Source organism: Hominenteromicrobium mulieris, from assembly GCF_046197855.1.
Lineage (GTDB): Bacteria > Bacillota > Clostridia > Oscillospirales > Acutalibacteraceae > Hominenteromicrobium > Hominenteromicrobium mulieris.
This window is the reverse complement of record NZ_CP173188.1, coordinates 2024027-2048946: the sequence shown is the minus strand read 5'-3', so window position 1 is coordinate 2048946 and position 24920 is coordinate 2024027. Positions and strand designations below refer to the sequence as shown.

The 24920-nt window shown below is 52.8% G+C and carries 24 protein-coding genes; 19 read left to right on the top strand and 5 right to left on the bottom strand.

Annotation, left to right across the window (positions count from 1 at the left end):
- From ACI0CA_RS10030 to ACI0CA_RS09950, 17 genes are all read left to right on the top strand, one after another.
- Positions 1 to 1347 carry a cobyrinate a,c-diamide synthase gene (locus ACI0CA_RS10030; protein WP_446806895.1) on the top strand — a complete coding sequence of 449 codons (1347 nt, stop codon included), beginning with the start codon at positions 1 to 3 and terminating at the stop codon, positions 1345 to 1347.
- Positions 1344 to 2408, top strand: coding sequence for a nicotinate-nucleotide--dimethylbenzimidazole phosphoribosyltransferase (gene cobT / locus ACI0CA_RS10025; RefSeq protein ID WP_446806896.1), 1065 nt, complete (start codon positions 1344 to 1346; stop codon positions 2406 to 2408). Before ACI0CA_RS10030 ends, cobT begins: the two co-directional genes overlap by 4 nt.
- A complete protein-coding gene (locus ACI0CA_RS10020; protein WP_446806897.1) occupies positions 2402 to 2926 on the top strand; it encodes a bifunctional adenosylcobinamide kinase/adenosylcobinamide-phosphate guanylyltransferase in 525 nt (174 codons plus the stop codon). Before cobT ends, ACI0CA_RS10020 begins: the two co-directional genes overlap by 7 nt.
- Entirely contained in the window at positions 2923 to 3675 is a 753-nt protein-coding gene (locus tag ACI0CA_RS10015; RefSeq protein WP_446806898.1) for an adenosylcobinamide-GDP ribazoletransferase, read from the top strand. The genes ACI0CA_RS10020 and ACI0CA_RS10015 overlap by 4 nt, the downstream gene beginning before the upstream one ends.
- The gene (locus tag ACI0CA_RS10010) at positions 3675 to 3992 is read left to right on the top strand and encodes a bifunctional adenosylcobinamide kinase/adenosylcobinamide-phosphate guanylyltransferase (protein WP_308449532.1); all 318 of its coding nucleotides are present in this window, start codon (positions 3675 to 3677) and stop codon (positions 3990 to 3992) included. The genes ACI0CA_RS10015 and ACI0CA_RS10010 overlap by 1 nt, the downstream gene beginning before the upstream one ends.
- A complete protein-coding gene (locus ACI0CA_RS10005) occupies positions 3989 to 4588 on the top strand; it encodes a histidine phosphatase family protein (RefSeq protein WP_308449533.1) in 600 nt (199 codons plus the stop codon). The genes ACI0CA_RS10010 and ACI0CA_RS10005 overlap by 4 nt, the downstream gene beginning before the upstream one ends.
- Positions 4585 to 5544, top strand: coding sequence for an adenosylcobinamide-phosphate synthase CbiB (gene cbiB / locus ACI0CA_RS10000; protein ID WP_308449643.1), 960 nt, complete (start codon positions 4585 to 4587; stop codon positions 5542 to 5544). The genes ACI0CA_RS10005 and cbiB overlap by 4 nt, the downstream gene beginning before the upstream one ends.
- A 13-nt stretch (positions 5545 to 5557) precedes the next feature.
- Positions 5558 to 6610 (top strand): pyridoxal phosphate-dependent aminotransferase, encoded by a 1053-nt coding sequence (locus ACI0CA_RS09995; protein WP_417426503.1) that lies wholly within the window; start codon positions 5558 to 5560, stop codon positions 6608 to 6610.
- Entirely contained in the window at positions 6607 to 8118 is a 1512-nt protein-coding gene (locus ACI0CA_RS09990) for a cobyric acid synthase (protein WP_412379287.1), read from the top strand. The genes ACI0CA_RS09995 and ACI0CA_RS09990 overlap by 4 nt, the downstream gene beginning before the upstream one ends.
- On the top strand, positions 8115 to 8786 hold the full coding sequence (locus tag ACI0CA_RS09985) for a precorrin-8X methylmutase (protein ID WP_446806899.1): 672 nt from the start codon (positions 8115 to 8117) through the stop codon (positions 8784 to 8786). The genes ACI0CA_RS09990 and ACI0CA_RS09985 overlap by 4 nt, the downstream gene beginning before the upstream one ends.
- Before the next feature lie 446 nt (positions 8787 to 9232).
- On the top strand, positions 9233 to 10699 hold the full coding sequence (locus ACI0CA_RS09980) for an aminotransferase class I/II-fold pyridoxal phosphate-dependent enzyme (RefSeq protein ID WP_176820911.1): 1467 nt from the start codon (positions 9233 to 9235) through the stop codon (positions 10697 to 10699).
- Positions 10700 to 10711: 12 nt separating this feature from the next.
- The gene (gene speE, locus ACI0CA_RS09975) at positions 10712 to 11569 is read left to right on the top strand and encodes a polyamine aminopropyltransferase (RefSeq protein ID WP_308449537.1); all 858 of its coding nucleotides are present in this window, start codon (positions 10712 to 10714) and stop codon (positions 11567 to 11569) included.
- Entirely contained in the window at positions 11569 to 12426 is an 858-nt protein-coding gene (gene speB, locus ACI0CA_RS09970) for an agmatinase (protein ID WP_395507032.1), read from the top strand. The genes speE and speB overlap by 1 nt, the downstream gene beginning before the upstream one ends.
- 34 nt (positions 12427 to 12460) lie before the next feature.
- Positions 12461 to 13720 (top strand): saccharopine dehydrogenase family protein, encoded by a 1260-nt coding sequence (locus tag ACI0CA_RS09965; protein ID WP_395507031.1) that lies wholly within the window; start codon positions 12461 to 12463, stop codon positions 13718 to 13720.
- On the top strand, positions 13720 to 14931 hold the full coding sequence (locus ACI0CA_RS09960; RefSeq protein WP_395507030.1) for a carboxynorspermidine decarboxylase: 1212 nt from the start codon (positions 13720 to 13722) through the stop codon (positions 14929 to 14931). Before ACI0CA_RS09965 ends, ACI0CA_RS09960 begins: the two co-directional genes overlap by 1 nt.
- Before the next feature lie 274 nt (positions 14932 to 15205).
- Positions 15206 to 15385, top strand: a complete 180-nt coding sequence (locus tag ACI0CA_RS09955; RefSeq protein ID WP_308449541.1) for a hypothetical protein — start codon at positions 15206 to 15208, stop codon at positions 15383 to 15385.
- 15 nt (positions 15386 to 15400) lie between these two features.
- Positions 15401 to 15769, top strand: coding sequence for a TnpV protein (locus ACI0CA_RS09950; protein WP_308449542.1), 369 nt, complete (start codon positions 15401 to 15403; stop codon positions 15767 to 15769).
- Between the two features lie 238 nt (positions 15770 to 16007).
- On the opposite strand, the gene ACI0CA_RS09945 is transcribed toward ACI0CA_RS09950, so the two are convergent.
- From ACI0CA_RS09945 to ACI0CA_RS09925, 5 genes are read right to left on the bottom strand one after another with little or no spacing between them, the layout of a single operon-like run.
- On the bottom strand, positions 16008 to 19121 hold the full coding sequence (locus ACI0CA_RS09945) for a type I restriction endonuclease subunit R (RefSeq protein ID WP_343285027.1): 3114 nt from the start codon (positions 19119 to 19121) through the stop codon (positions 16008 to 16010).
- An 18-nt stretch (positions 19122 to 19139) separates the two neighbouring features.
- Positions 19140 to 21047, bottom strand: a complete 1908-nt coding sequence (locus ACI0CA_RS09940) for a restriction endonuclease subunit S (RefSeq protein WP_446806992.1) — start codon at positions 21045 to 21047, stop codon at positions 19140 to 19142.
- Complete coding sequence (locus ACI0CA_RS09935) at positions 21040 to 21729, bottom strand: hypothetical protein (RefSeq protein ID WP_308449545.1); 690 nt, start codon at positions 21727 to 21729, stop codon at positions 21040 to 21042. The genes ACI0CA_RS09940 and ACI0CA_RS09935 overlap by 8 nt, the downstream gene beginning before the upstream one ends.
- A 25-nt stretch (positions 21730 to 21754) precedes the next feature.
- On the bottom strand, positions 21755 to 23335 hold the full coding sequence (locus ACI0CA_RS09930) for a type I restriction-modification system subunit M (RefSeq protein ID WP_308449546.1): 1581 nt from the start codon (positions 23333 to 23335) through the stop codon (positions 21755 to 21757).
- A 5-nt stretch (positions 23336 to 23340) separates the two neighbouring features.
- Positions 23341 to 23565, bottom strand: a complete 225-nt coding sequence (locus ACI0CA_RS09925; RefSeq protein ID WP_308449547.1) for a helix-turn-helix domain-containing protein — start codon at positions 23563 to 23565, stop codon at positions 23341 to 23343.
- Between the two features lie 469 nt (positions 23566 to 24034).
- Here ACI0CA_RS09925 and ACI0CA_RS09920 point away from each other — a divergent pair, with 469 nt between their 5' ends.
- Positions 24035 to 24400 (top strand): cysteine-rich VLP domain-containing protein, encoded by a 366-nt coding sequence (locus ACI0CA_RS09920; protein WP_308449548.1) that lies wholly within the window; start codon positions 24035 to 24037, stop codon positions 24398 to 24400.
- Between the two features lie 124 nt (positions 24401 to 24524).
- Positions 24525 to 24914, top strand: a complete 390-nt coding sequence (locus ACI0CA_RS09915) for a replication initiator protein A (RefSeq protein ID WP_308449549.1) — start codon at positions 24525 to 24527, stop codon at positions 24912 to 24914.
- Positions 24915 to 24920 lie beyond the last annotated feature (6 nt).

Here is a 24920-nt window from a genome sequence, read left to right as displayed (position 1 = left end):
ATGCTGCAAATGCTCATCTCCGCGCAGAACTCCGGCAGCGGCAAAACGACCGTCACCATTGCGCTGCTTGCGGCGCTCAAAGCCCGCGGCCTCAATCCCTGTGCGTTTAAATCCGGGCCCGATTATATTGATCCCATGTTTCACCGCAGCGTACTCGGCGTTGAAAGTCACAATCTTGATTTGTTTTTCTCAAAGCTGCAAATAGTGCAAAATTTATATAATAAAAGCGCAGCCGATCACGGTGCTGCTATATGCGAGGGTGCTATGGGGTACTATGACGGCCTCGGCGGCACAAGCGACATCGCAAGTGCGTGGCATTTAGCCGATACGTTGAATCTACCCGTCCTGCTTGTCCTGCGTCCGAAGGGTGCAAGCTTAACCCTCGCAGCGCAGGTGCGCGGCTTAATGTCCTTCCGCACACCGCACCATATCGCCGGTATTATACTGAATGACTGTAAAGAAAATTTATACCGTATTTTAGCACCGATGCTCGAAAAGGAGACAGGTGTGCCTGTTATCGGCTATCTGCCCCCAATGCCCAAAGCTGCGATCGAAAGTCGGCATCTGGGGCTTAAAACCGCCGGTGAGATTAAAAATCTGCAAAAGAAGATCACACTTTTGCATGAGACGATGGAAAAGACGGTCGATTTTGAAAAACTCTTTAGCGTCTTTGCGTGTCCGGCACCCAAAGTACCGAAAGAGGAATTTCCGATTCCTAATGTGCGCATCGCCGTTGCAAGGGATGAAGCCTTTTGTTTTACATATACCGAAACGCTTGAAGCGTTCAAAGAAGCCGGCGCAGAACCTGTCTTTTTCAGCCCATTGCACGATAAAAGCTTGCCTCAAAATATCAGCGGGCTGTATCTGCCCGGCGGTTACCCGGAGCTTTGCGCAAAGGCACTCAGCGAAAATACCGAGATGCTTTTGTGCATCAAAACCGCAATCAAAAACAGTTTGCCGACTGTGGCAGAATGCGGCGGCTTTTTGTATTTAGGTCAAACACTTGAAGATGTAAACGGCGACAAATACCGTATGGCAGGCGTTCTGCCCGGCGAAGGCTTCAAGGTCGGCCACCTCGTGCGCTTCGGTTACGCGACGCTTACTGCGAAGGAGAACAGCATGCTGCTAAAAAAAGACGAGTTGCTTCCTGTGCACGAATTTCACCACTGGGATTCCACCGAAAACGGCATAGCGTGCACAGCGACAAAGCCGAACGGCCGTACGTGGGACTGTGCTTTTGCAAACGAACATTTTTATGCGGGTTTTCCGCATTTATACTGGGCGGGCACGCCGCTTCCGCAGCGCTTTGCGGACGCCGCCCGCCGCTACATGAGGGACGAAATATGACGGAAACAGAACTTAAAAACCGGCTCAAAACAATCACGCAGCCGGATGAAGCCGCGCGCAAAGCCGCACACGCGCATTGGGCGTCGCTTGCAAAGCCACTCGGCGGGCTTGGCGATCTCGAACCATTATTGGAAGATGTGGCTGCGCTTACAGGTGTGCCGCAGTTCGATTTTTCAAAGCGCGCGGTCTTGGTACTGTGCGCGGATAACGGCGTCATCGCGCAGGGCATCAGCCAGTCCGGCAGCGACGTGACGCGCGCCGTTTTGCAGAATCTTGCGCAGCGCAAAACAAGCGTCTGCAAAATGGCGGAAACGGTGCACTGCGGTGTGATTCCCGTTGATATGGGCATCGCGGGAGCGCCCGTGGACGGTGTGAAAAATTGCTGTGTGCGTGCGGGTACGGATGATTTCACCGGCGGACCTGCTATGACCCGTGAGGACGCTTTACAAGCCATCAAGACCGGCATCGAGCTCGTCCGCGAGCAGAAAGCGCAGGGCATAAAGCTCCTCGCGACCGGCGAAATGGGCATCGGCAACACGACAACCTCTGCCGCCGTGAGCTGCGTTTTGCTCGGCCGTGCGCCCGAAGAAATGACCGGCCGCGGCGCGGGGCTCTCCGATGACGGTCTGCGCCGCAAGATCGAGGTCATCTATAAAGGCATCGCGATCAATCATCCCGAAAAAACCGATGTGATCGGCGTGCTGTCGGCGCTCGGCGGCTTAGATATCGCCGGGCTATGCGGCGTGTTTTTGGGCGGTGCTCTGGAAAATATCCCTGTCATTATCGACGGTTTCATCAGCAGTGTGGCGGCACTGTGTGCGGCACGGCTGTGTCCGATGGCGACTAAGGCCATGTTCGCAAGCCACGTTTCGGCGGAGCCCGCAGCGTGTATCGTTTTGGAAGCGCTCGGCAAAAAGCCGCTCATCACGGCGAATATGCACCTCGGCGAGGGCACCGGCGCGGTCGCAAGCCTGCCGCTGTGGGACATGGCGCTCGCGGTCTACGACAACTGTTATTCGTTCACGGAGGGCGGCATCGCGCCGTACACCCCGCAATGCTGACGCTCGTCATCGGCGGCGCAGCAAGCGGCAAAAGCGCCTATGCTGAAAACCTGACCCTGAAACACCCGCTGCCGCGTTACTACGTCGCCACCATGCAGGTATGGGATGAAGAGTGCGCCAAACGCGTCGAAAAGCACCGCGCCATGCGAAAAGAAAAACAGTTTGAAACGATCGAATCACCTATCAGTCTTGATAAAATCAGAATACCAAATCGCGGAATAGTTCTGCTCGAAGACCTCGGCAACCTGACCGCAAACGAGCTGTACGATCCGAAAGGTGCGGGGGTAAATACCGCAGAAGCCGTTCTGTATGGCGTTGAAATACTATATAAACAATGCGAACATCTGATTATCGTCGGCAACGAGGTGTTCAGCGGCGGTGCAGCGTATGCCGACGAAACAGATCTGTACCTCAAAGCGCTGGCGCAGATCCAAAACGGCATCGCTGCCCGTGCGGATCACGTCTGCCGCGTAGTATGCGGTATTCCGGTTTATTACAAAGGAGGGGGAAAGGTATGACGGTTTTGCAGACGATTGCCGTGGCGTTCGCTATGTTTTCGGCGATTCCCATGCCGCAGTTCGAATGGAGCCAAAAGAACATGCGATACGCGCTGTGCGCATTTCCGCTCATCGGTGCAGTGTGCGGCGGGTTGTGGTGCTTAGTCGGCGTCCTGCCTGTGCCGGAGCTCGTCCGCGCAGCAGGCTTTTGCCTTGTGCCTGTGCTCGTCACCGGCGGCATCCATCTGGATGGCTTCGCCGACACATGCGATGCGCTCTCAAGCTACGGTGATGCGGAAAAGAAGCTCGAAATTTTGAAAGATCCACACTGCGGTGCATTTGCAGTTATCCGATTATGCACATATTTCATATTGTATTTTGCGCTCTGTGCTTCGGTGAAATTTACGGTACGTTTCGGTGTGATCTGGATATTGGCACTCACCTTGGAACGTGCGTTTTCCGGTCTCGCCGTGGCATCATTTCCCATGGCGAAAAACACCGGTCTCGCGCATACGTTCTCGGAAGCCGCAAACCGCATAACGGTGCGCCGCGTCTTGATTATTTATACTGTCGTGCTCGGTGCTGCGATGATCGTGCTCGGCGGCTGGGCGGCAGTTTTGGCTGTTTTACTTGTCTTTCGGCGGTATTACGCAGTGTCGAAAAAGCAATTCGGCGGCATCACGGGCGACCTTGCCGGGTGGTTCCTGCAAAGGGCAGAGCTCGCCATGTTGGCAGCGCTCGCCGTGTGCCAGTGGGGAGGAATTTTGTAATGGTGTTCATCACAGGTCCGCTTTACAGCGGCAAGCGCACGTTCGCGCAAAAGCTCGGCGGTACATGCTGTTTTGAGGTGCAAAAGCAGGCCGAAACGACGGAAGACCTCGAAGCACTTGCTAAAATACTTTCTGAAAAATACGATATTATCACCGCAACGGAAGTCGGCGGCGGTGTTGTGCCCGTTGATGCCACAGAGCGCGCAAACCGCGAAAAAGCCGGCCGCTTGGCATGCCTGCTCGCCGCACGTGCCGATTGTGTTGTGCAGATGTTCTGCGGCATTCCGACCGTCTTGAAAGGGGAATTGCCCAAATGAAAATTTACCTTTTGCGCCACGGTGAAACCGCCTATAATGTGGATTACCGCTATCAGGGCGTGACGGACATTCCACTCTCACCGGCCGGGCTTGCGGCACTGAAGCAGGCGGACTTTTCGCCCAAAACCGTTTTTGTCACGCCGTTAAAGCGCACAAAACAGACAGCGGAGATTTTATTTCCGACTGCCGAGTATATCCCCGTAAACGACCTCGGCGAGATGAATTTCGGCGTATTTGAGGGACGTAACTATAAAGAGATGGAGCACGATTCCGCCTACCGCGCATGGGTGGATTCTAACTGCGAAAGCACCTGTCCCGGCGGCGAGTGCAAAGCGGATTTCAGCGAGCGTGTTTGCAAAGCATTTGAATCCCTGCTAAATCAATCTATTCAAAACAGTGAAGACATGCTCGTTATCGTTGCGCATGGCGGCACGCAGATGGCCGTCATGGAAAAGTACGCTGTGCCGCAGAAAAATTATTATGAATGGTGTGCGCCGACTGCCGGCGGCTATGTGCTCGATGCCCGCGATTGGCAGGAAAAGCACGTTTTGCATCTCATCGGGACCGTGCAGTACACAAAGGAGGCCACATGCTGATTTTCTTCGCCGTCCTCGGTGGATTCATTTTAGACGCAATCTTCGGCGACCCCCTGTGGCTGCCGCACCCGGTTGTATATATGGGGAAGGTTATCTCCTTTTTAGATCGAAGCTTGCGGAAAATTTTACCGAAAACACCGCGTGGCGAGCGTATCGGCGGCGCAATCACCGCATTCATCCTGCCTGTCGGCACATTCCTGCTTTCCGGCGCGGTGTGCTTCTTCTTTTATAAAATTCACTGGGTGTTCGGACTTTTGATTCAAATGTTCTGGTGCGCGCAGTCACTTGCCGCAAAGGGACTTGTGCAGGAGAGCCGCAACGTCTACAAGGAGCTCAAAAAGAACGACCTCCCCGCCGCGCGCAAGGCCGTCTCTCGCATTGTCGGGCGTGATACCGACGCGCTTTCCATGGAGGGCGTGACAAAAGCCGCTGTGGAGACCGTTGCCGAAAACGCCGGTGACGGCGTGATCGCGCCGCTTCTTTGCATGCTCATCGGCGGCGCACCACTTGCGCTGACCTACAAAGCCATCAACACGATGGACAGCATGCTCGGCTACAAAAATGAAAAGTACATAAACTTCGGGCGCGTGCCCGCAAAGCTTGACGATGCCGCAAACTACATTCCGAGTCGTATCGCGGCACTTTTGTGGGTGCTCGCGGCGAGGTTCACGGGAAACAGCGTCAAGGGCGCGTGGAAGATCTGGCGGCGCGACCGCCGAAATCATGCAAGCCCCAACAGCGCGCAGACGGAAAGTGCCTGCGCCGGTGCGCTCGGCGTGCAGCTCGCCGGGCCCGCATATTATTTCGGTGAATACTATGATAAGCCGACGATCGGCGACCCGCTGCGCCCGGTCATGCCGGAGGACATTTTGAAAGCCGACCGCATGATGTACGCAGAAAGCATTTTGGCACTCGTGCTCGGTCTGCTCGTTCGCGCGGCATTCGTCTTACTGTAAAGGGGGAGAGAATATGGAACTCACACACGGCGGCGACTGGGCGGGCTACCGCGCAAAATTCGGCCGCGATGCACTCGATTTTTCCGCGAATGTCAGCCCTCTCGGTTTGCCGGAGGGCGTTGCACTGGCAATCGTAAACGCACTGCCCACCGCAGACCGCTACCCCGACCCGCTTTGCAGAGAGCTGCGCCAAAAACTCTCCGCAAGCGAAAACGTACACGAAAACCAAATTCTTTGCGGCAACGGCGCGGCAGACCTCATTTTTCGGCTCGTGCTCGCGAAAAAGCCGCGCCGCACATTATTGCCCGCGCCGACTTTCGCAGAGTACGCGTCCGCACTCAAAACCGTCGGCTGTGAAGTCGAATATTTCTTTTTAAAAGAGGAAAACGATTTTGAAATCACCGAAGAGTTGCTCTCTGCTCTCCACGAAACCATCGATATGGTGTTCTTATGTCAACCAAACAACCCCACCGGGCAGATCGTTACGTCGGATTTTCTCGAAAAACTCCTGAAAAAATGCAGGGCATGTCATGCAACGCCCGTCATCGACGAGTGTTTCCTCGATTTTCTCCCGGAGCACGAAAGCCGGACTGCAAAGCACTTTTTAGCGCAGTTCCCCGAGCTTGTTATTCTGAAAGCTTTCACAAAATTATACGCCATGGCGGGCGTGCGGCTCGGTTATGTACTCAGCGGAGATGAAAAATTATTAGAAAATATGCGCGAAGCGGGGCAGCCGTGGGCAGTCTCGTCACTCGCACAGGCGGCAGGCGTCGCGGCGTTAGATGAAACCGAATACGCCGACCACGTGCGAAGCTTAATCGCACGGGAGCGTCCCAGAATGATCGCGTCCCTGCGCTCGCTCGGCTTGCGCGTCTTGGAGGGGCAGGCAAATTTCCTGTTATTCAAAGCGCCGGAAGATTTCGGCGAGCGACTAAAAGAAAAAGGCGCTGTCGTGCGCGGCTGTGCAAACTACCCGGGGCTCGATAACACCTGGTACCGCACCGCCGTGCGCACGCCGGAGGAAAACGAAAAGCTCCTGAAAATCATGCGGGAGGTGCTGAAATGAGCGAAAATAAAAAAGCCAAGTGCATCATGGTGCAGGGCACGATGAGCGGCGCGGGCAAAAGTTTATTATGCGCGGCGCTGTGCCGCATTTTCGCGCAGGACGGTCTGCACACCGCACCGTTCAAAAGTCAAAATATGGCGCTGAACAGCTTCGTTACCCGTGACGGCCTAGAGATGGGCCGCGCACAGGTCGTACAGGCGCAGGCGGCGGGTGTGGAGCCGGACGTGCGCATGAATCCCATTTTGTTGAAGCCGAGCAGCGATGTCGGAAGTCAGGTCATCGTGAACGGCGAAGTGCGCGGCCAGATGAAAGCTTCGCAGTATTTCAAGATGAAAAAATCACTCATTCCCGATATTCTGCGCGCCTACAACAGCCTTGCAGAAGATTTTGACGTTATCGTCATCGAGGGCGCGGGCAGCCCGGCGGAGATCAACCTGAAAGCGGATGACATCGTGAACATGGGGCTCGCAAAGCTTGTCGATGCGCCCGTTCTGCTCGTCGGCGACATCGACCGCGGCGGTGTGTTCGCGCAGCTTTTCGGCACCGTAGAGCTGCTGGAGACGGACGAGCGCGACCGCATCAAGGGACTTGTCATCAATAAATTCCGCGGTGACGTCGAAATTCTCCGCCCCGGCCTCTCCATGCTCGAAGACAAAACGCACTTGCCCGTTCTGGGCGTCGTGCCGTATCTGCGCGTCGATATCGAGGACGAAGACTCCCTTTCCGAGCGCCTTGAAAAAAAAGACGCCGTGCGTCCGCTGGACATCGCCGTCATTCGCTTGCCGCACATCTCAAATTTCACGGATTTCATGGTGCTCGAGCAGCACCCTTTAATGGATGTGCGCTACGTGCAAAACACCCGCGAGCTTGGCGCGCCCGACCTTGTGATTCTGCCCGGCACGAAAAACACGGTTGAGGATCTCCTCTGGCTGCGCCAGTCGGGACTCGAAGCCGTCATCTTAAAGCTCGCCGCGAAAGAGACGCCGGTGCTTGGCGTCTGCGGCGGTTACCAGATGCTCGGTGAGACGTTGCACGACCCGGATGGCTCCGAAAGCGGTCGCCCGCAAACGCTTCGCGGCTTGAATTTACTGCCGACCGAAACAACATTCTGCGCTGAAAAGCATCGCGCGCAGGTTACAGGCGAAGTCATCGCCGCGCCGTTTACAGGGGCGATGCTCACCGGTTACGAAATTCACACAGGCAATACGATCGTCCGCGGTGAGCCGTTCTGTACGCATGCGGACGGCACAAAAGAGGGCTGCACAAACCAAAACGTCTTCGGCACGTATCTGCACGGTCTCTTTGACAGCGGCGAGCTGACCGAAAAGCTTGCGGAATACCTCTGCGCCCGCAAGGGGATAGACCCCGCAGCCGCCGTTCCTGTTTCCATGGAGGAATACCGCCGCGAGCAGCTCGACATTTTAGCCGACGGCGTGCGGAACAGCCTCGATATGGATGCCGTGTACCGCGCCATGGGTATGGAAAACCCGAGGGGGTGCAAAGCATGATCCCGCAGCATCATCTGCCCGCCGATATTGAGCGCACCAGCATGCAGATTATCGCAAGGGAGCTCGAAGAAAGGCATATCCGGATACCAAGGGAAAATCTTGCCGTTGTCAAGCGTGTTATTCACACCACGGCGGATTTCGAGTACGCCGAAACGCTGCATTTTACCGAAAATGCCGTGCAAAAAGCCATAGAAGCGCTGCATAACGGCGCCACGATCGTCACCGATACGAATATGGCGCTCGCAGGTGTTTCCAAGCCGGGTCTCAAAAAGCTGAATGGGGAAGCCCTGTGCTTTATGGCAGACCCCGCAGTCGCCCAAAGCGCAAAAGAAAGCGGCACCACGCGCGCCGTCGCCGCCATGCACAAGGCTGCAAAAGAATACCCCGGCGCGATTTTGGCGGTCGGCAACGCGCCCACCGCGCTGTTCGCCATTGCCGAGGAGATCGAAAACGGTCTGCGCCCCGCGCTCGTCATCGGTGTGCCGGTCGGCTTTGTGAACGTCATCGAGAGCAAAGAAAATATTTTCGCCGTGTGTGAAAAGCACCATGTCCCCGCCATCGTCGCATTTGGGCGCAAGGGCGGCAGCACCATAGCCGCCGCCGTCTGCAATGCGCTCATATATTCCGCAGCCGAAATGCTTGACCCCACCGCCCGCGGTTGGAAATAATGCGGCCCCAAATTTTTTGTTGACACAATTTGTCGTTTATGATATACTCATATCGATTTTGAAAGACGAAGTGAGATGTAAGAGTTTTTCAAAGCAATTTTTACTTTTGGACCGCCCTTTTGGGCTAAGGCCATACGGACAGCCGGGTCCACTGCCGACCGGCAGCTTCGGCTGCCTTATTGACTGAGTTAAAAAGCTCAGATTTTATAAGATGGTTCCTTTGCAACCATGAAATTGCGCTAAAACGCAGACTTGTGAAACGTCAATAAGAGTAGTAAAAGTTTAATTGCTATATAGACTCTGAAACGCTCCGCTTTCCGGGATACCATGTTTTTATGTTCCGAGAACATGCGCCCCAAAAAATAAGCGATTCAAACGCAAGTTCTGCACTTACGTGCCGGGCTTGCGTTTTTTGTTTTGCAAAGGGCTTTGAACGGAGGGAAAAGATGAACGAAAATGTAAAACGCGCAAAGCTCGACCAGCGCCGCGCACCAATCCATGAAGCGCTCGAAAAATTCCGCAACATGCGCGTGGTGCCGTTTGATGTGCCGGGTCATAAGCGCGGCCGCGGCAACCCGGAGCTGGCCGCCTTCCTGGGGCAGCAGTGCGTCGGGTTGGATGTCAACAGTATGAAGCCGCTCGATAATCTCTGCCACCCGGTGTCGGTCATTCGGGAGGCGGAGGAGCTTGCCGCCGATGCGTTCGGCGCGGCACACGCATTTTTAATGGTGGGCGGCACCACAAGCTCCGTACAGAGCATGGTTCTCACCGCATGTAAGCGCGGCGATGAGATTATTCTGCCCCGCAACGTCCACCGCAGCGTTTTGAATGCTTTGGTGCTCTGCGGCGCGGTGCCGGTCTACGTCAACCCGGAGGTGGATCATCGCCTCGGTATTTCGCTCGGTATGAAGCGCGAGCAGGTGGCAAAAGCCATCCGCGAACACCCGAACGCCGTGGCGGTGCTCGTCAATAACCCCACATACTACGGCATTTGCAGCGACCTGCGCGCAATCGTACAAATGGCGCACGATGCCGGTATGCTGTGCCTCGCGGACGAAGCACACGGCACGCACTTTTATTTCGGCGGCGGCCTGCCGGTCTCCGCTATGGCGGCGGGTGCGGATATGGCGGCCGTTTCCATGCACAAAAGCGGCGGCAGCTTAACACAGTCGAGCTTATTGCTCATCGGCCCCAATGTCCACGCCGGTTATGTGCGGCAGATCATCAACCTCACCCAAACGACCTCGGGCAGCTATCTGCTCATGTCCAGTCTGGACATCTCCCGCCGCAATCTGGCACTGCGCGGCCGCAAAGTGTTCCATCAGGTCGCCGATATGGCAGAATACGCCCGCGAGGAGATCAACGCCGTCGGCGGCTACTACGCGTTTGGCAAAGAACTCTGCAACGGCAACTCCGTGTTCGATTTCGATACGACAAAGCTCAGCGTCCACACGCTCGACATCGGCCTTGCCGGCATCGAGGTCTACGACATTCTGCGCGACGAATACGATATTCAGATCGAGTTCGGCGACATCGGCAATATCCTTGCATACCTTTCCATCGGCGACCGCCCGCAGGAGGTGGAGCGCCTTGTCAGTGCTTTGGCCGAAATTAAGCGCCGGTACAGCACGGACGGCACCGGCCTTTTGAGCCAGGAGTACATCGACCCCGAGGTTGCCGCCAGTCCGCAGGAGGCGTTCTACGCACCGAAAAAGAGCCTGCCGCTCCGCGAGACGGAGGGTATGGTGTGCAGCGAGTTCGTCATGTGCTACCCGCCGGGCATTCCGATCTTGGCGCCGGGCGAACGCATCACGGCGGAGATCCTCGATTACATCGAATACGCCAAAGCCAAAGGCTGCAGCATGACCGGCCCGGAGGATCCCGATATCCTCCGCCTGAACGTGCTTGCATAAGGAGGAACAAAAATGGAAATGTGGTTTTCGGAATTTCACACGCCGGATGTCAAGCACAGCATCCGTGTGGACCGCCAGTTATATTCAAAGCAAAGCGCCTATCAGCGCATCGATATTTTTGAAACGCCGGAGTTCGGCCGCGTGCTGACGCTGGACGGCAATGTCATGCTCACGGAGCGCGATGAGTTTATCTACGACGAAATGATCACCCATGTGCCGATGTCCGTGCACCGCAATGCAAAGGACATTCTCGTCATCGGCGCAGGCGACGGCGGCGTTGTGCGCGAGCTGACCCGCTACGACCGCGTAGAGCGCATCGACCTCGTCGAGATGGACCCGCAGGTCATCGAGGCCTGCCGCGCCTACCTGCCGAGCAACGCCTGCCGCATGGACGACCGCCGTGTACATATCTACTACGAAAACGCGCTGAAGTTCATTCGCAAGTGTGAAGATGAGTACGACCTCATCATCGTCGATTCCTCCGACCCGTTCGGCCCGTCCGAGGGGCTTTTCACCCGCGAATTTTACGGAAGCTGCTATAATGCTCTGCGTGAGGACGGCATCATGGTCAACCAGCAGGGCAGCCCGTTCTATGCGGAGGATGCCACTGCCATGCAGCGCAGCCATCAGCGCATCGCAACGACGTTCCCCATCAGCAAGGTTTATCAGGCGCATATTCCCACCTTCGCCGCAGGCTACTGGCTTTTCGGCTTTGCCAGCAAGAAATATCACCCAATCAACGACCTTGACTCCAACCAGTGGAACGCGCTCAATATGCGCACGCGTTATTACACCACTCGTCTGCATGTCGGCGCATTTTATCTGCCGGCATTTTTGGAAGAAATGCTGCGGGAAGTGGAGGAGAAATAATGCTGCACCAGAATATTGAAACTTTCATCGGCTGCGAAAGCAGCTACGCGGATGCCGATATCGTTTTGTACGGCGCGCCGTTCGATTCTACCACAAGCTACCGCCCCGGCGCACGGTTCGGCCCCGCCGCCATGCGTCACGAAAGCTACGGCCTCGAGACATACAGCCCGTATCAGGATAAAGATTTAACCGACATAAAGGTGTTTGACAGCGGTGATATGGAGCTGTGCTTCGGTTCCAGCGAAAGCGCCCTCAAAGACATCGAGGCGCGCGCGGAAACGATCCTGCAAGACGGCAAATTCCCACTTTTGCTCGGCGGCGAGCATCTTGTCACGCTCGGCGCTGTTCGTGCGGCGGCGCATAAATATCCCGCTATGCACATCATTCACTTTGATGCCCACGCCGACCTGCGTCAGGATTACCTCGGCGCCGAATTAAGCCACGCCTGCGTGCTGCGCCGCTGCCACGACATTCTCGGCGACGGCCGCATTCACCAGTTCTGCATCCGCAGCGGCGACAGGGAAGAGTTCACGTTTGCGAAGACGCACACCGAAATGCATAAGTTCGATTTCTCGGGCCTTGAAGCGCTCACCGCAGAACTGTGCCGCACGCAGGTGCCGGTTTACCTCACCATCGATCTCGATTGCCTTGACCCCTCGTGCTTTCCCGGCACCGGCACACCGGAGGCGGGCGGCGTGACGTTCATGCAGCTTTTAAACGCCATTCTCACCGTGTCAAAAACGAACATCATCGGCGCAGATGTCAACGAGTTAGCCCCCATGCTGGATGCAAGCGGCGTTTCCACCGCCATGGCCTGCAAAGTCCTGCGCGAGCTCTTATTGGCCTTAAACGTATAAATTATCAAACTAAAAATATAAAAGGAGCATCATCATGAGCAAAGTTCTTGTTATCGGCTGCGGCGGCGTAGCCGGTGTCGCCATTTCCAAATGCTGCCAGGTCAGCGAAGTTTTCACCGAGCTGTGCATTGCAAGCCGCACAAAGAACAAGTGCGATGCACTTGCCGCAAAGCTTGCGCCCATCACCAAAACAAAAATCACCACGGCACAGGTCGATGCAGACGACGTGCAGCAGCTTTGTGACCTTATCCAAAGCTACAAGCCGGATCTCGTCATGAACATTGCCCTGCCGTATCAGGATCTCACCATTATGGATGCCTGCCTCGCCTGCGGCGTTAACTACATGGATACCGCAAACTACGAGCCGGAGAACACCGATGACCCCGAATGGCGCGCCATTTACGAAAAGCGCTGCAAGGAAGCGGGCTTCTCCGCCTATTTTGATTACAGCTGGCAGTGGGCATACAAAAAGAAGTTTGAAGAGGCCGGCCTCACCGCACTGCTCGGCTGCGGCTTTGACCCGGGCGTCACGCAGGCGTACTGCGCCTACGCTAAAAAGCACGAGTTCGATACCATCGATACCATCGATATTCTGGACTGCAACGGCGGCGATCATGGTTATGCGTTCGCGACAAACTTCAATCCGGAGATCAACCTGCGCGAGGTTTCTGCGCCCGGCAGCTATTGGGAAAACGGCCACTGGGTCGAAATCCCGGCTATGAGCATTAAGCGCGCGTATACCTTCGATCAGGTCGGCCAGAAGGACATGTATCTGCTGCACCACGAGGAGATCGAGTCCCTCGGCAAAAACCTGCCGGAAGTCAAGCGTATCCGTTTCTTCATGACGTTCGGCCAGAGCTACCTTGACCACATGCGCTGCCTCGAAGACGTCGGCATGCTTTCCACCACACCGATTCACTACAACGGTCAGGAGATTGTGCCAATCCAGTTCCTCAAAGCACTTTTGCCGGATCCCGCAAGCCTCGGCCCGCGCACAAAGGGCAAGACGAACATCGGCTGCATCTTCACCGGTAAAAAGGATGGCAAAGAGAAGACCTACTACATCTATAATGTCTGCGACCACCAGGAATGCTACCGCGAGGTCGGCAGTCAGGCCATCAGCTACACCACCGGCGTGCCGGCCATGTGCGGCGCGATGATGATGCTCACCGGCAAGTGGACAAAGCCCGGTGTCTACACCGTCGAGGAGTTTGACCCGGATCCGTTCCTCGACGCCCTTGATAAATACGGCCTGCCGCGCAGCGAAAACCACGATCCGGCTTTGGTGGACTGATGAACTTACTGGATACACGCCCACCGTTTGCGGGCATCAACGGCGAAATTCCGCCGGAATTCAAAACGCTGTCCACACCGTGCTACCTCATGGACGAGGCCGTCCTGCAGCATAACGCAGAGGTGCTCGGCGCGCTGCAAAAGCGCACGGGCTGCAAGGTGCTTTTGGCACAGAAGGCGTTCAGCAATTACAATCTTTATCCGATTTTCGCGCCGCATTTGATCGGTACGGAAGCGAGCGGCCTGTTTGAAGCGCGGCTCGGCGCTGAAGAAATGCCGGGCGGCGAGGTACATGTGTTTTGCGCCGCCTACCGTGAGGACGAAATGGACGAGCTGCTGCGCTATGCGGATCACATCGTGTTCAATTCGCCGCGACAGCTGCAAAAGTTCGCGCCCAAAGCAAAAGCTGCGGGCAAAAGCGTCGGTCTGCGCATCAACCCGGAGTGCTCTACGCAGGAGGGACACGAAATTTACGATCCCTGTGCGCCCGGCAGCCGCCTCGGCACCACCCGTGCGCAGTGGGATAAAGCCGTTCAAGAAGACGCGCATTTGCCCGAACTGCTCGACGGACTTCATTTTCACACGCTGTGCGAGCAGGATGCCGACGCACTGGAAACGACCTTAAACGCCGTTGCTTCAACGTTCGGCGATTTGCTGCCCAAAATGCAGTGGCTCAACTTCGGCGGCGGTCACCACATCACGCGTCCCGACTACGATATGGAAACGTTGGAGCGTTGCATCCGCCGCGCGCAGCAGGACTGGAATGTCACCGTGTATCTCGAGCCCGGAGAGGCCTGCGCGTTAAACGCCGGATACCTCCTCAGCCGCGTGCTCGATGTCGTGCGAAACGGCGAGACGACCATCGCAATTCTCGATGCCAGCGCCGCCTGCCATATGCCGGATGTCATCGAAATGCCGTATCGCCCGCCGCTGCTCGGCGCCGGTGAGCCGGGGGAGAAGCCGTACACGGTGCGCCTTGCCGGCCCAACCTGCCTTGCAGGCGATGTCATCGGCGATTACAGCTTCAACGTCGTGCCCGCGGTCGGCGACCTGCTCGTCTTCGGTGATATGGCAATCTACACCACCTGCAAAAACAATACCTTTAACGGCATGCCCCTGCCCGGCATTTATTCCCGCACAGCGGGCGGCGATATCCGCAAGTTAGCGTCGTTCGGCTACAGAGATTTCAAATACAGGCTCGGCAGCCCGTAAACGCAACAGCAAACGAAAAAGCCGCAGTGCTTCTTTTTCAGGAAAGCACTGCGGCTTTTTGTTTGCTGTGCACATAGCTTTCGGTGTTACCAATATTGCTTATGAAAATCAAAAACCCGCAAAACATCGGTGTTCATGCGGGTTTTCATTGGTGCGGATGTTCATAAGGGATTTCGCAAATAACCAAGAAAGCCTACACGCATATTCATTTTTATCCGCACATTCGATTTTTACTAGTCTCTCCGTTACAATGATAGCACAAGGAGGACAGAATATGAAACAAAAATATCATCTTGCAATGGATGATGCAGAGCGGCGGCTTCTCGTTGGGAGCCTGAATGATCTGCGCAGCAGGCTCATCACAGAGGGCAGATATATCGACGCTGTTGATGAAGTGCTGCTGAAAATCATCGGTGCAAAGCGCAAGAAGTTCAAGGTTGTATACACGGAATGAATTGGGGGAAACACAATGACGGAGTTTGAAAAGCTGGGCGGCACATACCGACAGGCGGGCAATTATTTTCTGCCGAATCTCGAGATTGATAATCAAAGCGACGTACAAATCGGCATTTGGGGGCAGCGACACCGGCGACATCTAAAGGAGCACCACCGGGTGAGATATTACAATCTGTTGACCACCGGGATGCTGAACGATTATCTTGCTGAGGTGGAGTCTCGGGCACAGGCGATGTTTGATACGCTTGTGAAGGAACTGTCCGAAAAAGAAAACTTGAACGAAAAACTCAAGGCAAGTGACCCGCTGGAATGGGTCAGGCGGAGCAATAACATCCGCAATCGAGCTACAGAAATCGTAAATGCAGAGGTCATTTTCGTGTGAGCAGCAACAAAATTTGATAGAAATCAGAGGCGCAGTCAGATGCAGGTAAGCACCGGCTGCGCCCCTTTTTCGTTGCTCTGAAATCGTCTGCATTATCTTAACGAGCAGACTGTTTGTACTCCTCCGGAGCAAAACAGTGCGTCGCCCCGATGACTGCGCCATCTGAGCGAGCAGTGCCTTTTTACTCCGTTCTGTCGAGCTACGCAAAAGGCCTCGTTAGGGACACCCTAAGACCTGCTTACCCGATGCCGAAGAATCGGTCGAAGAAACCCTTCAACTTTTCAATGATGGTCTGCTTCTTCTCTGCACGGTTTCCACCGCCGAAGCGGGAGATCGGCGGCATCAGCCGGTCAATATCCGTGCCTGTCGTTTTGACAGAGCCGTCACGGAAAGAGCTCTCCATAAAGCGGCGAGTCTCATCGTCTTTCAGGTTTTCCTCCTGAATGATTGCAACAAGCTGCCGTTCTTTTTCTTCGGCGACAAAGGTGCGCCATTCCAGCATCACATCTGATACATCGTTGATTCCAGCAATGAAGGTTTCGATCAGTGCCTTCTTGCTACGTAGTTCTGGGCTTGCATCTACTGCCTTCTGGATCGTAATGAGAATTTCTTTATCGTCGCAGTGTGAATCGTGGTATTTCTGTACCAGAAGCAGGATGTAGTCAATATTGATCTCAATCTGCTTGATTAGCTCGATTTCAAAAACGATGTCATCGGTGATGTCCTCTTTTTCGCCACCGGGCTTGCGGCTTTTCCACTCATCCCGTAAGTCCTGATAGCGGCCAAGATAATCCTGAAAATCCCGCTCGCTCAAAATTTCGCTTCCGGCAAACTCGTCGAACGAAGTCAGCAGGTTGCGCATACGCAGAATCGCACCGAACAAAACGATAAACTCCTTCTGCCGCTGTTCGCCGGTAATGCGTTCCTCTGTCAGCGGGAATTTCGTTGTCAATTCCTCAATCATATCCTGGTAGCCTGGGTGATATTTTCCGTCGGCATCCTCGTAGCCAAAGTAGTAATCCTTATAGCCACGCATCAGGACGATACCGCCCGCTTCCTTATCGCCAAACAGAGAAATTGCATCGTCGGTACGCTTTTGCAGATTGCGGAAGCAAACGATGTTGCCGAACACCTTGATGGAATTGAGAATCCGGTTGGTGCGGGAATATGCTTGAATCAGCCCGTGCATTTTCAGGTTTTTATCCACCCACAGCGTATTCAGCGTCGTGGCGTCGAAGCCGGTCAGGAACATATTGACCACGATCAGCAGGTCAAGTTCCTTGTTCTTCATCCGCAGGGAAACATCCTTATAGTAATTCTGGAATTTGTCCCCGTCTGTGGAATAGTTGGTGTGGAACATCTGGTTATAGTCACAGATGGCAGCATCCAGATAATCACGGGAGTTCTGATCCAGTGCAGAGGTGTCCTCCGGATTTTCCTCGTCGAGGATACCGTCCGTTTCTTCTTCGTTTGCGCCATAGCTGTAAATGACGGCAACTTTCAGCCGCTTCTGCGGATTTTCCGCCATTTGCCTCTGAAACTCGGCGTAGTAGAGCTTTGCAGCATCCACGCTGGACACGGCAAAGATGGAGTTGAACCCGCTGACCCGCTGCTTCTGCTTGATTTCCTCGATCTGCTGCTTGCTGCCGGCAGAGGCAACCTCGGCGATATTCTGCAATACGCTGTATGTATAGGTTTTATCACCCCGGTAGGTCTTCTGGTCAAAATGCGTCAGAATGTAATCCGTGACCAGTCGGATGCGTTCCGGGGCAAGAAACGCCTTTTCCCGGTTGATGTCCCAAACTTCCTTGTCGTCAATATCCGGCTCGGCATCCATCGTTTTGATGTAGTCCACCCGGAAGGGCAGTACATTTTTGTCGTTAATGGCGTCCACAATGGTATAGGTGTGGAGCTGATCGCCAAAAGCCTGCTCTGTCGTGCGGAGTGTGGGATTCTTGCTCACGCCTGCATTGACCGCAAAGATCGGCGTTCCGGTAAAGCCAAAGAGGTTGTACTTCTTGAAATACTTCGTAATGGCTTGATGCATATCCCCGAACTGACTCCGGTGGCACTCATCAAAAATGATAACAACTCGCTTATCAAAAACGCTGTGTCCGGCGTTCTTTTTGATGAAAGTTGCCAGCTTCTGGATGGTGGTAATGATGATCTTGGCGTTGTCATCTTCCAACTGACGCTTCAGCACCGCTGTAGAGGTGTTGCTGTTGGCAGCGCCCTTTTCAAAGCGGTCATATTCCTTCATCGTTTGATAGTCCAGATCCTTGCGGTCCACGACAAAAAGCACCTTGTCGATGTAATCCAGTTTCGTGGCAAGCTGCGCCGTCTTGAAAGAGGTTAGTGTTTTGCCGCTGCCGGTGGTGTGCCAGATGTACCCGCCGCCTGCTACGGTGCCGTATTTCTTATAATTGTTGGCGATCTCAATGCGGTTCAAAATGCGCTCGGTGGCGACGATTTGATATGGCCGCATCACCAGCAGCATATTTTCCGCCGTAAATACACAGTAACGGGTAAGAATATTCAGAATGGTGTGCTTGCAGAAAAAGGTCTTGGTGAAGTCTACAAGGTCCGGGATAATGCGGTTGTTCGCATCTGCCCAGAACGAAGTGAACTCAAAGCTATTGCTGGTTTTGAACTTCTTGGCTTTCTGCGCTTTGGCGTCCTTGATGTGATTGAAACGGGTGGTATTGGAATAGTATTTCGTATTCGTGCCGTTGGAGATCACGAAGATCTGCACGAATTCATACAGTCCGCTGGATGCCCAGAAGCTGTCTCGTTGATAGCGATCGATTTGGTTAAACGCTTCCCGAATGGGAACGCCCCGGCGCTTCAGCTCGATATGGATGAGTGGCAAGCCGTTGACCAATACCGTCACATCATAGCGATTGTCATGAGCTGCCCCCTCCTCTGTGGAGATGGCATACTGGTTGATGACCTGCAAACTGTTATTATGGATGCACTTCTTGTCAATAAGCTGAATATTTTTGCTTTCCCCGTTATCCCGGCGGAGCACCTGCACATAGTCCTCCTGAATCAGGCGGGTCTTTTCGAGAATGCCGGAGTTTGTGTTTGCCAGCACCTCGTCCCAGAAACGCTTCCATTCGCCGTCCGTAAAGCGATAGTTATTCAGCTTTTCCAGCTGCGTTCGCAGATTGGCAATCAGGTCAGCCTCTTTATGGATGGTCAGGCGCTCATAGCCCAGCTCGCAAAGCAGACGGATAAACTCCTTTTCCAAGTCCGCTTCGCTCTGGTACGCCTCCGAGCGCTTCGACTGCGGCTTGTATTCGGTGACGACGGTGCTTTCACTGCTCTGGGCAATGATGTTGAAATAGCTCACGGGCTACCTCCTTCCGGGTCAATCTGCCGGTGTAAAAGTCAGCAACTTGTCCCTGTAGTATTCATATTGTTTCTGCCGGGCTTCAATTTCGGCAGGCAAACCTGATGAAAGGTCGATGCAGAGGGTGTCAAAACGGTCAAGTATAGCAATGATGCGCTTTTGTTCTTCGATAGACGGCACGCTAATTTTAGCTCGGCTAATATTATCGTTATAGAGCCTTGCGATCGTGCCGCCTTCGGATACTGCCCACGGTTGAAGCTGGTAACAGTAGAACAAATAGCGGTTTAGTACAACGCTTTCATCATTGTCGATCCATACAATATTTGAATCCTGATAATAAGCATCCTCACCGTCATAAATAACAGTTCTTCCTATCGTTCCTGCAGCAGAAATAAGAACATCCCCCTTTTTAGGGAAAGAATATGCTTTTCGGTATTCCTCAAATTTTTCACGAGAAATGTATGCATCCGGTTTCTTTCCGAATGTTCCAATTTTATAAAAGGGGACATCTCCGTCGGGAGAGGTTTCCGCTTTCATAATACGCTTGCACATGGACACTTTTCCAATGCTTCCAAGTTCAATAGAAACATACCCAAAAACATATTGACACAGGCGAATCAGGGCACTATACTCGTCTGTCTGTCTGTCTGTCTGTCTGTCTGTCTGTCTGTCTGTCTGTCTGTCTGTCAAAATTGTCTCGCCCTGTGCGGCGAATGTCAAGAGTTGATCCCGGTAAAACTCATACTGTTTTTTCCGTGCTTCAATCTCCGCAGGCAGACCGATATTCAGGTCGGTGCAGAGGGCATCAAAGTTGTCGAGAACTTCTACAAGACGCTTCTGGATTTCAAGCGACGGAAGCGGTACTTCAAAATTAGATATATCTTTCAGACTAATATGCGGAATTGCGCCAGCTGTTTTCTTCTTGTGCACATACTCCGTAAAACGGCCACTCGCAATATAGTGATATACATATCGGATATTGGCCTGATTAGTGCGGATTCGAGTAACACGTTGTACAAGAAGCAATGGTAAATCTTTTTTAGAAACCATTCCGTAACTGCTGCCAACAAGAGAACCGTCCATAGAAATCACAATATCCTGATCGTTAAGCAGGTATTTCTCAACACCATCTGTGCTTTCCCAATAACGATTATTCTCCTCCGTAAAGTCCAAATAGCCCCTCTTAATATTCATGCCACGCATTAACCTGATTCCATCTTCTTTGAATTTACTACTATCAAAAGGGAATCCAGAAAGCAAATCGCAAAAATCCCCCAATCGTTTATAAACTGTGGTTGCATCGTTATGAAGCAACTTATCCCTATAATACGCATACTGTTTCTTCCGTGCGGTAAGCTCTGCGGCAAGTTCCCTGTTGAGGCCTTCGGTAAGTTCTGTGAAATTGTCCAGTATACGGACAATTTCACGCTGCACCGGCAGGGGCGGGACGGGGAACTTAAACGCTGCAAACTGTTTCATATCAACAGAGGCAAAATTTCCTTGATTCAAGTGCGACTTGCAATATTCATCGAGTCTAAAGCAATAATAGAAAACAAACATCATATCAACGCAATCTTTGAACTCGTCTTTAAGCGTCAGATACGTGAACCTCTGATTTGCCAAAGATGGCACTTTTATCAATGCGTGCTCACCTATTGTGGCAGAAGTGGCAATGATAATTGAATCTGCAGGAAATAACTTTCCTTTGACAGCTTTTTCAGAAACATATTGGGTCGCTGTTGTCAAAATTCTTCCGTTTTCACGGATGTCCTCCATGCGAAACCAAGGAATAGTGCCGTTTTCCCAAAACTCACTGTTTGCTTTTGAGGGTGTGTATCCATTTCTTGTTATGAACAGTTCGGGGATTGGTAGATATTTCACCCCATCGGGGCAAAGTTCCTGAATCAATTTATCAAGTTTAGTCATCTTCTTCACCTTCTTCCACCATTTTTCGTGCCAGCATACCCAATCCGTACAGTTTTTCACCTGTCTCAACAGGCGACACTGTTTGTTTTTCTAAATTAAAAACAAACAATCCATCTAATGAGAGTAAATAGATAAACGAGTAGTTAATAGGTCGCTGACTATATGTGATTAAGACTTTTAACAATTCATCCGGCATCCAGTCGTCAATGAACAATTCGGAATTTACGAATAAATCATATCGTTTCATCGATGCATATCCGCCAGTATTAAGTTTCTTCATTTTTGTTTCAACAGCCGAGAGAAAATATTTGCACCATGTGTTTCTTATATCCGGATAGTCTAAACCCGTCCAAGCATAGCCCATACCCGGGCCGGTCATTCCATATTGGGTATAGTTGTATCCTTTCTTTTTCAAGTAGGCAATTCGTTTATCCTGTTTTTCTTTTTCAAGGTACGGAATTTCACAAGCAAGCGCCATCGCTTCTTGCTCACTTTGCGGAATCGCCGAAGTAACTTCTATCCCAATATTGTTAGAGATATCCCGCAAATCCGGTTTATCCGAAATCTGCAAATTTTCGTATTGATCAGGAAAGAATTTCTCTAAGACAATTTTGGCGTAACATTCATCATAATCCAATTTCGTATGTGAAGGCAATGGACGATCTTTTTCAATCTTAGCCATAATCATCCCTCCAATTACTAATTGCTCATTGCTCATTGCTAATTTCAGCAACGATTTTATCAATTTCCTCTCTCAATTTCTGTTCCCGTGCGACGATTTCCGCAATTTCTGCATTCAACTTCACAATGTCAATCTTTTCCCGGGTGTCCTCCTGCTCCACATAGGTGGAAACGGAGAGATTGTAATTATTCTGCTTGCTGCCAACTTCGTCGTTTGGCACAAGGCGGGCAAAATGCGGCTCATCCTTGCGTTCTGCCACGGCGGACACGATGCGCCGGATGTTGTCCTCGGAAAGCCGGTTGTTCTTCGTAACCTTCACAAACTCCTTGGAGGCATCCACAAACAGAACGGCGTTGTCCGTCTTGTTCTTTTTCAGCAGCATAATATCCACAGAGATTGTAACATTTAAGAACAGGTTGGAGGGCAGCTGAATGATAGCGTCCACAAAGTTGTTATCCACCAGATACTTGCGGATCTTCTGTTCGGCCCCGCCACGGTACATAATGCCGGGGAAGCAAACGATGGCCGCTGCACCGTTATTCGCCAGCCACGAAAGGCTGTGCATAATAAACGCCATATCCCCCTTAGAGGCAGGCGCCAGCACACCGGCAGGGGCAAACCGGGGGTCGTTGATCAGCGTCACATTTTTGTCACCCTCCCACGGCACGGAAAACGGCGGATTGGAGACGATCAGCTCAAAGGGCTGGTCATCCCAGTGCTGCGGGCTGAGCAGGGTGTCCTCCCGTACAATGCTGAACTTATCGAACTCGATGTTATGCAGGAACATATTGATGCGGCAGAGGTTGTAAGTGGTCAGGTCAATCTCCTGACCGTAGAAGCCTCGCTCGATATTATCCTTGCCCAGCACTTTTTCCACCTTCAGCAGCAGAGAACCGGAGCCGCAGGCGGGGTCATAGACCTTATTGATTTTCGTTTTGCCGATGGTGCCGAGGCGGGCCAGCAGCTCCGAAACATCGGCGGGAGTGAAATACTGACCGCCTTTTTTACCTGCATTGGCGGCGTACATTCCCATCAGATACTCATACGCATCGCCGAACAGGTCCGGGTTGCTGCCCTCCGTGGAGAACAGCGGCATCTGTGCCACACCGTTCAGCAGCTCTACCAGGACTTTATTCCGCTTGGCAATCGTCTCGCCGATGGCCTTGCTGTTCACATCGAAATCGTCAAACAGACCTGCAAAATCATTCTCAGCATCTCCGCTGGCGGCGCTGCTCTCAATGTGGTTGAACACACGCTCCAGCGTCTCGTTCAGGTTGTCATCCTTATCGGCACGGGCGAGAACATTGCAGAACAGCTCCGAGGGCAGAATGAAAAAGCCCTTTTCCTGCACCAGTCCCTCACGGGCAGTCTCCGCCTCGGCGTCCGACATTTTGGCGTAGTCGAAATCGGTATTTCCGGCAGCGTGCTCGCCCTCATTGATATAGGCCGCGAAGTTCTCGGAAATATAGCGGTAGAACATCGTGCCGAGCACATAAGATTTGAAATCCCACTCCGCCACATGGCCTGCGTGAACAAGGTCGGTGGCGATTTTATAGATACGGCGGAATAGCTCGTCCCGCTCCTGGTCTTTCTTTACATCAGCCATTGCATTTACTCCTTCTGGGCGATCCACGCCGCTTCGATTTCATCAAAGGGGATGTCGTTTTCTTCACAAAATGCCTTGATTTTTTTCATTGCCGTGATATTCGGCTTGGTTTTGGCGTTTTCCCAACGGTTTATCGTTCCAACGGATACATTCAGCGCTTTTGCAAAATCTTTCTGTGACAGCAGGGCTTTCTTGCGCATGACCTGTATTAACTCACTTAAAGGCGTCATCAAACAGTTCTCCTTCCAGAAGATTAACAGCATTATACCATAAACCTATCATTTTCTCAACACCATTTGGAGAAAAGAGAATACCAAAATACAGAGGTACAGCCTTCGGATTGATCCGTTGGCTGTGCCTCTTTTGCATCTTTAAGAAAAATTTGAAAAATAACTTCGTACAAATCGAGAAAGATTTCCCAGTTGGTTAGTAGGGGGTTAAAAAATCAGCCTTCTCGCTGGCTATCTATTGAGGAGATTCTTCTCTTGTGCCTTGAAAGAGGTGAATTTTTGAAAAAGTGCGGGAATTTTGCAGGAAAATTCGGCAAAGGAAAAGTGAGAGGACGGTAGCTGGTTCCACCGCTTGTCGCCGCTCTGTGGTTTTCCGTGTGCACCTTGAAAATTAAATAGCAGAAATTTTGGAGAAGAGGGTCACCAAACACCTACCCATTTTAGTAACAAGTGAGAGGAGGTTTTTCCAATGGTCATCAAAATCACACCGCAGCAGGCGAAAAGAGTCAACGCCCTGCTGCGGAAGCTGTGCGCCAACTATGACGGCGGCAACTGCCTGCTGCTGGACGACGGCGAGCCCTGTGTCTGCGTCCAGAGCATCAGCAAGTACGGCCTCTACTGCAACTACTTCAAGAATGCTGTGCTCCCGACAGACGAAAGATTATATGCCGAGGTAATGAAGCCATCCGGCGGCAAGCGCTGTGTGCTGTGCCATCAGCCTTTTGCACCGAGGGCAAAGAATCAGCGTTATTGTCCGGCCTGCGCCGCCAAGCAGAAACGGTTGAAGGCAACCGAACGGCAGCGCCGAAAGCGGGCATCAGCGTCACGCTTTTAAGGTGCGGACAGCCCTGAAACACAAGGCTTTTTGAATTCAAATCTACCCAAGCAATCCAGCAACACCTTAACCTCAAAAATACGCTTTGAAAAGCGTGACAAATTCAAGCGAGAGGAGAAATTCAATGAACCCATATTTTACAGCGCCGGACACGGAAAAGTTCAGGTTCTACCGTATACCCAAGTTGCTATTCACCGATGAGCGATACCGGCCAGTCTCCACCGACGCCAAGATGCTCTACGGTCTGCTGCTGGACCGCCTATCCCTGTCCGAGAAAAACGGCTGGAAAGACGAGCGTGGCCGGGTCTACCAATATTTCACCATCCGTCAGGCGCAGGAGCTACTGCACTTCGGCCACGAAAAGGTCTGCCGTCTGTTTGCAGAGCTGGAAGCAGCCGACCTCATCGAGCGTCGCCGTCAGGGACAGGGCAGGGCCAACCGCATCTACTTAAAGGAATTCACGCAGAAAGCCGATTTTCGGAATCCAAGAAGTCCGGGAATCGGAAGAAAATAAGACTTA

Bases quoted from the DNA above. Each gene is read 5' to 3' on its own strand.
- ACI0CA_RS10030 (WP_446806895.1), top strand. From the start codon at position 1: ATGCTGCAAATGCTCATCTCCGCGCAGAACTCCGGCAGCGGCAAAACG.
- cobT (WP_446806896.1), top strand. From the start codon at position 1,344: ATGACGGAAACAGAACTTAAAAACCGGCTCAAAACAATCACGCAGCCG.
- ACI0CA_RS10020 (WP_446806897.1), top strand. From the start codon at position 2,402: ATGCTGACGCTCGTCATCGGCGGCGCAGCAAGCGGCAAAAGCGCCTAT.
- ACI0CA_RS10015 (WP_446806898.1), top strand. From the start codon at position 2,923: ATGACGGTTTTGCAGACGATTGCCGTGGCGTTCGCTATGTTTTCGGCG.
- ACI0CA_RS10010 (WP_308449532.1), top strand. From the start codon at position 3,675: ATGGTGTTCATCACAGGTCCGCTTTACAGCGGCAAGCGCACGTTCGCG.
- ACI0CA_RS10005 (WP_308449533.1), top strand. From the start codon at position 3,989: ATGAAAATTTACCTTTTGCGCCACGGTGAAACCGCCTATAATGTGGAT.
- ACI0CA_RS09995 (WP_417426503.1), top strand. From the start codon at position 5,558: ATGGAACTCACACACGGCGGCGACTGGGCGGGCTACCGCGCAAAATTC.
- ACI0CA_RS09990 (WP_412379287.1), top strand. From the start codon at position 6,607: ATGAGCGAAAATAAAAAAGCCAAGTGCATCATGGTGCAGGGCACGATG.
- ACI0CA_RS09985 (WP_446806899.1), top strand. From the start codon at position 8,115: ATGATCCCGCAGCATCATCTGCCCGCCGATATTGAGCGCACCAGCATG.
- ACI0CA_RS09980 (WP_176820911.1), top strand. From the start codon at position 9,233: ATGAACGAAAATGTAAAACGCGCAAAGCTCGACCAGCGCCGCGCACCA.
- speE (WP_308449537.1), top strand. From the start codon at position 10,712: ATGGAAATGTGGTTTTCGGAATTTCACACGCCGGATGTCAAGCACAGC.
- speB (WP_395507032.1), top strand. From the start codon at position 11,569: ATGCTGCACCAGAATATTGAAACTTTCATCGGCTGCGAAAGCAGCTAC.
- ACI0CA_RS09965 (WP_395507031.1), top strand. From the start codon at position 12,461: ATGAGCAAAGTTCTTGTTATCGGCTGCGGCGGCGTAGCCGGTGTCGCC.
- ACI0CA_RS09960 (WP_395507030.1), top strand. From the start codon at position 13,720: ATGAACTTACTGGATACACGCCCACCGTTTGCGGGCATCAACGGCGAA.
- ACI0CA_RS09955 (WP_308449541.1), top strand. From the start codon at position 15,206: ATGAAACAAAAATATCATCTTGCAATGGATGATGCAGAGCGGCGGCTT.
- ACI0CA_RS09950 (WP_308449542.1), top strand. From the start codon at position 15,401: ATGACGGAGTTTGAAAAGCTGGGCGGCACATACCGACAGGCGGGCAAT.
- ACI0CA_RS09940 (WP_446806992.1), bottom strand. From the start codon at position 21,047: ATGACTAAACTTGATAAATTGATTCAGGAACTTTGCCCCGATGGGGTG.
- ACI0CA_RS09935 (WP_308449545.1), bottom strand. From the start codon at position 21,729: ATGGCTAAGATTGAAAAAGATCGTCCATTGCCTTCACATACGAAATTG.
- ACI0CA_RS09930 (WP_308449546.1), bottom strand. From the start codon at position 23,335: ATGGCTGATGTAAAGAAAGACCAGGAGCGGGACGAGCTATTCCGCCGT.
- ACI0CA_RS09925 (WP_308449547.1), bottom strand. From the start codon at position 23,565: ATGACGCCTTTAAGTGAGTTAATACAGGTCATGCGCAAGAAAGCCCTG.
- ACI0CA_RS09920 (WP_308449548.1), top strand. From the start codon at position 24,035: ATGGTCATCAAAATCACACCGCAGCAGGCGAAAAGAGTCAACGCCCTG.
- ACI0CA_RS09915 (WP_308449549.1), top strand. From the start codon at position 24,525: ATGAACCCATATTTTACAGCGCCGGACACGGAAAAGTTCAGGTTCTAC.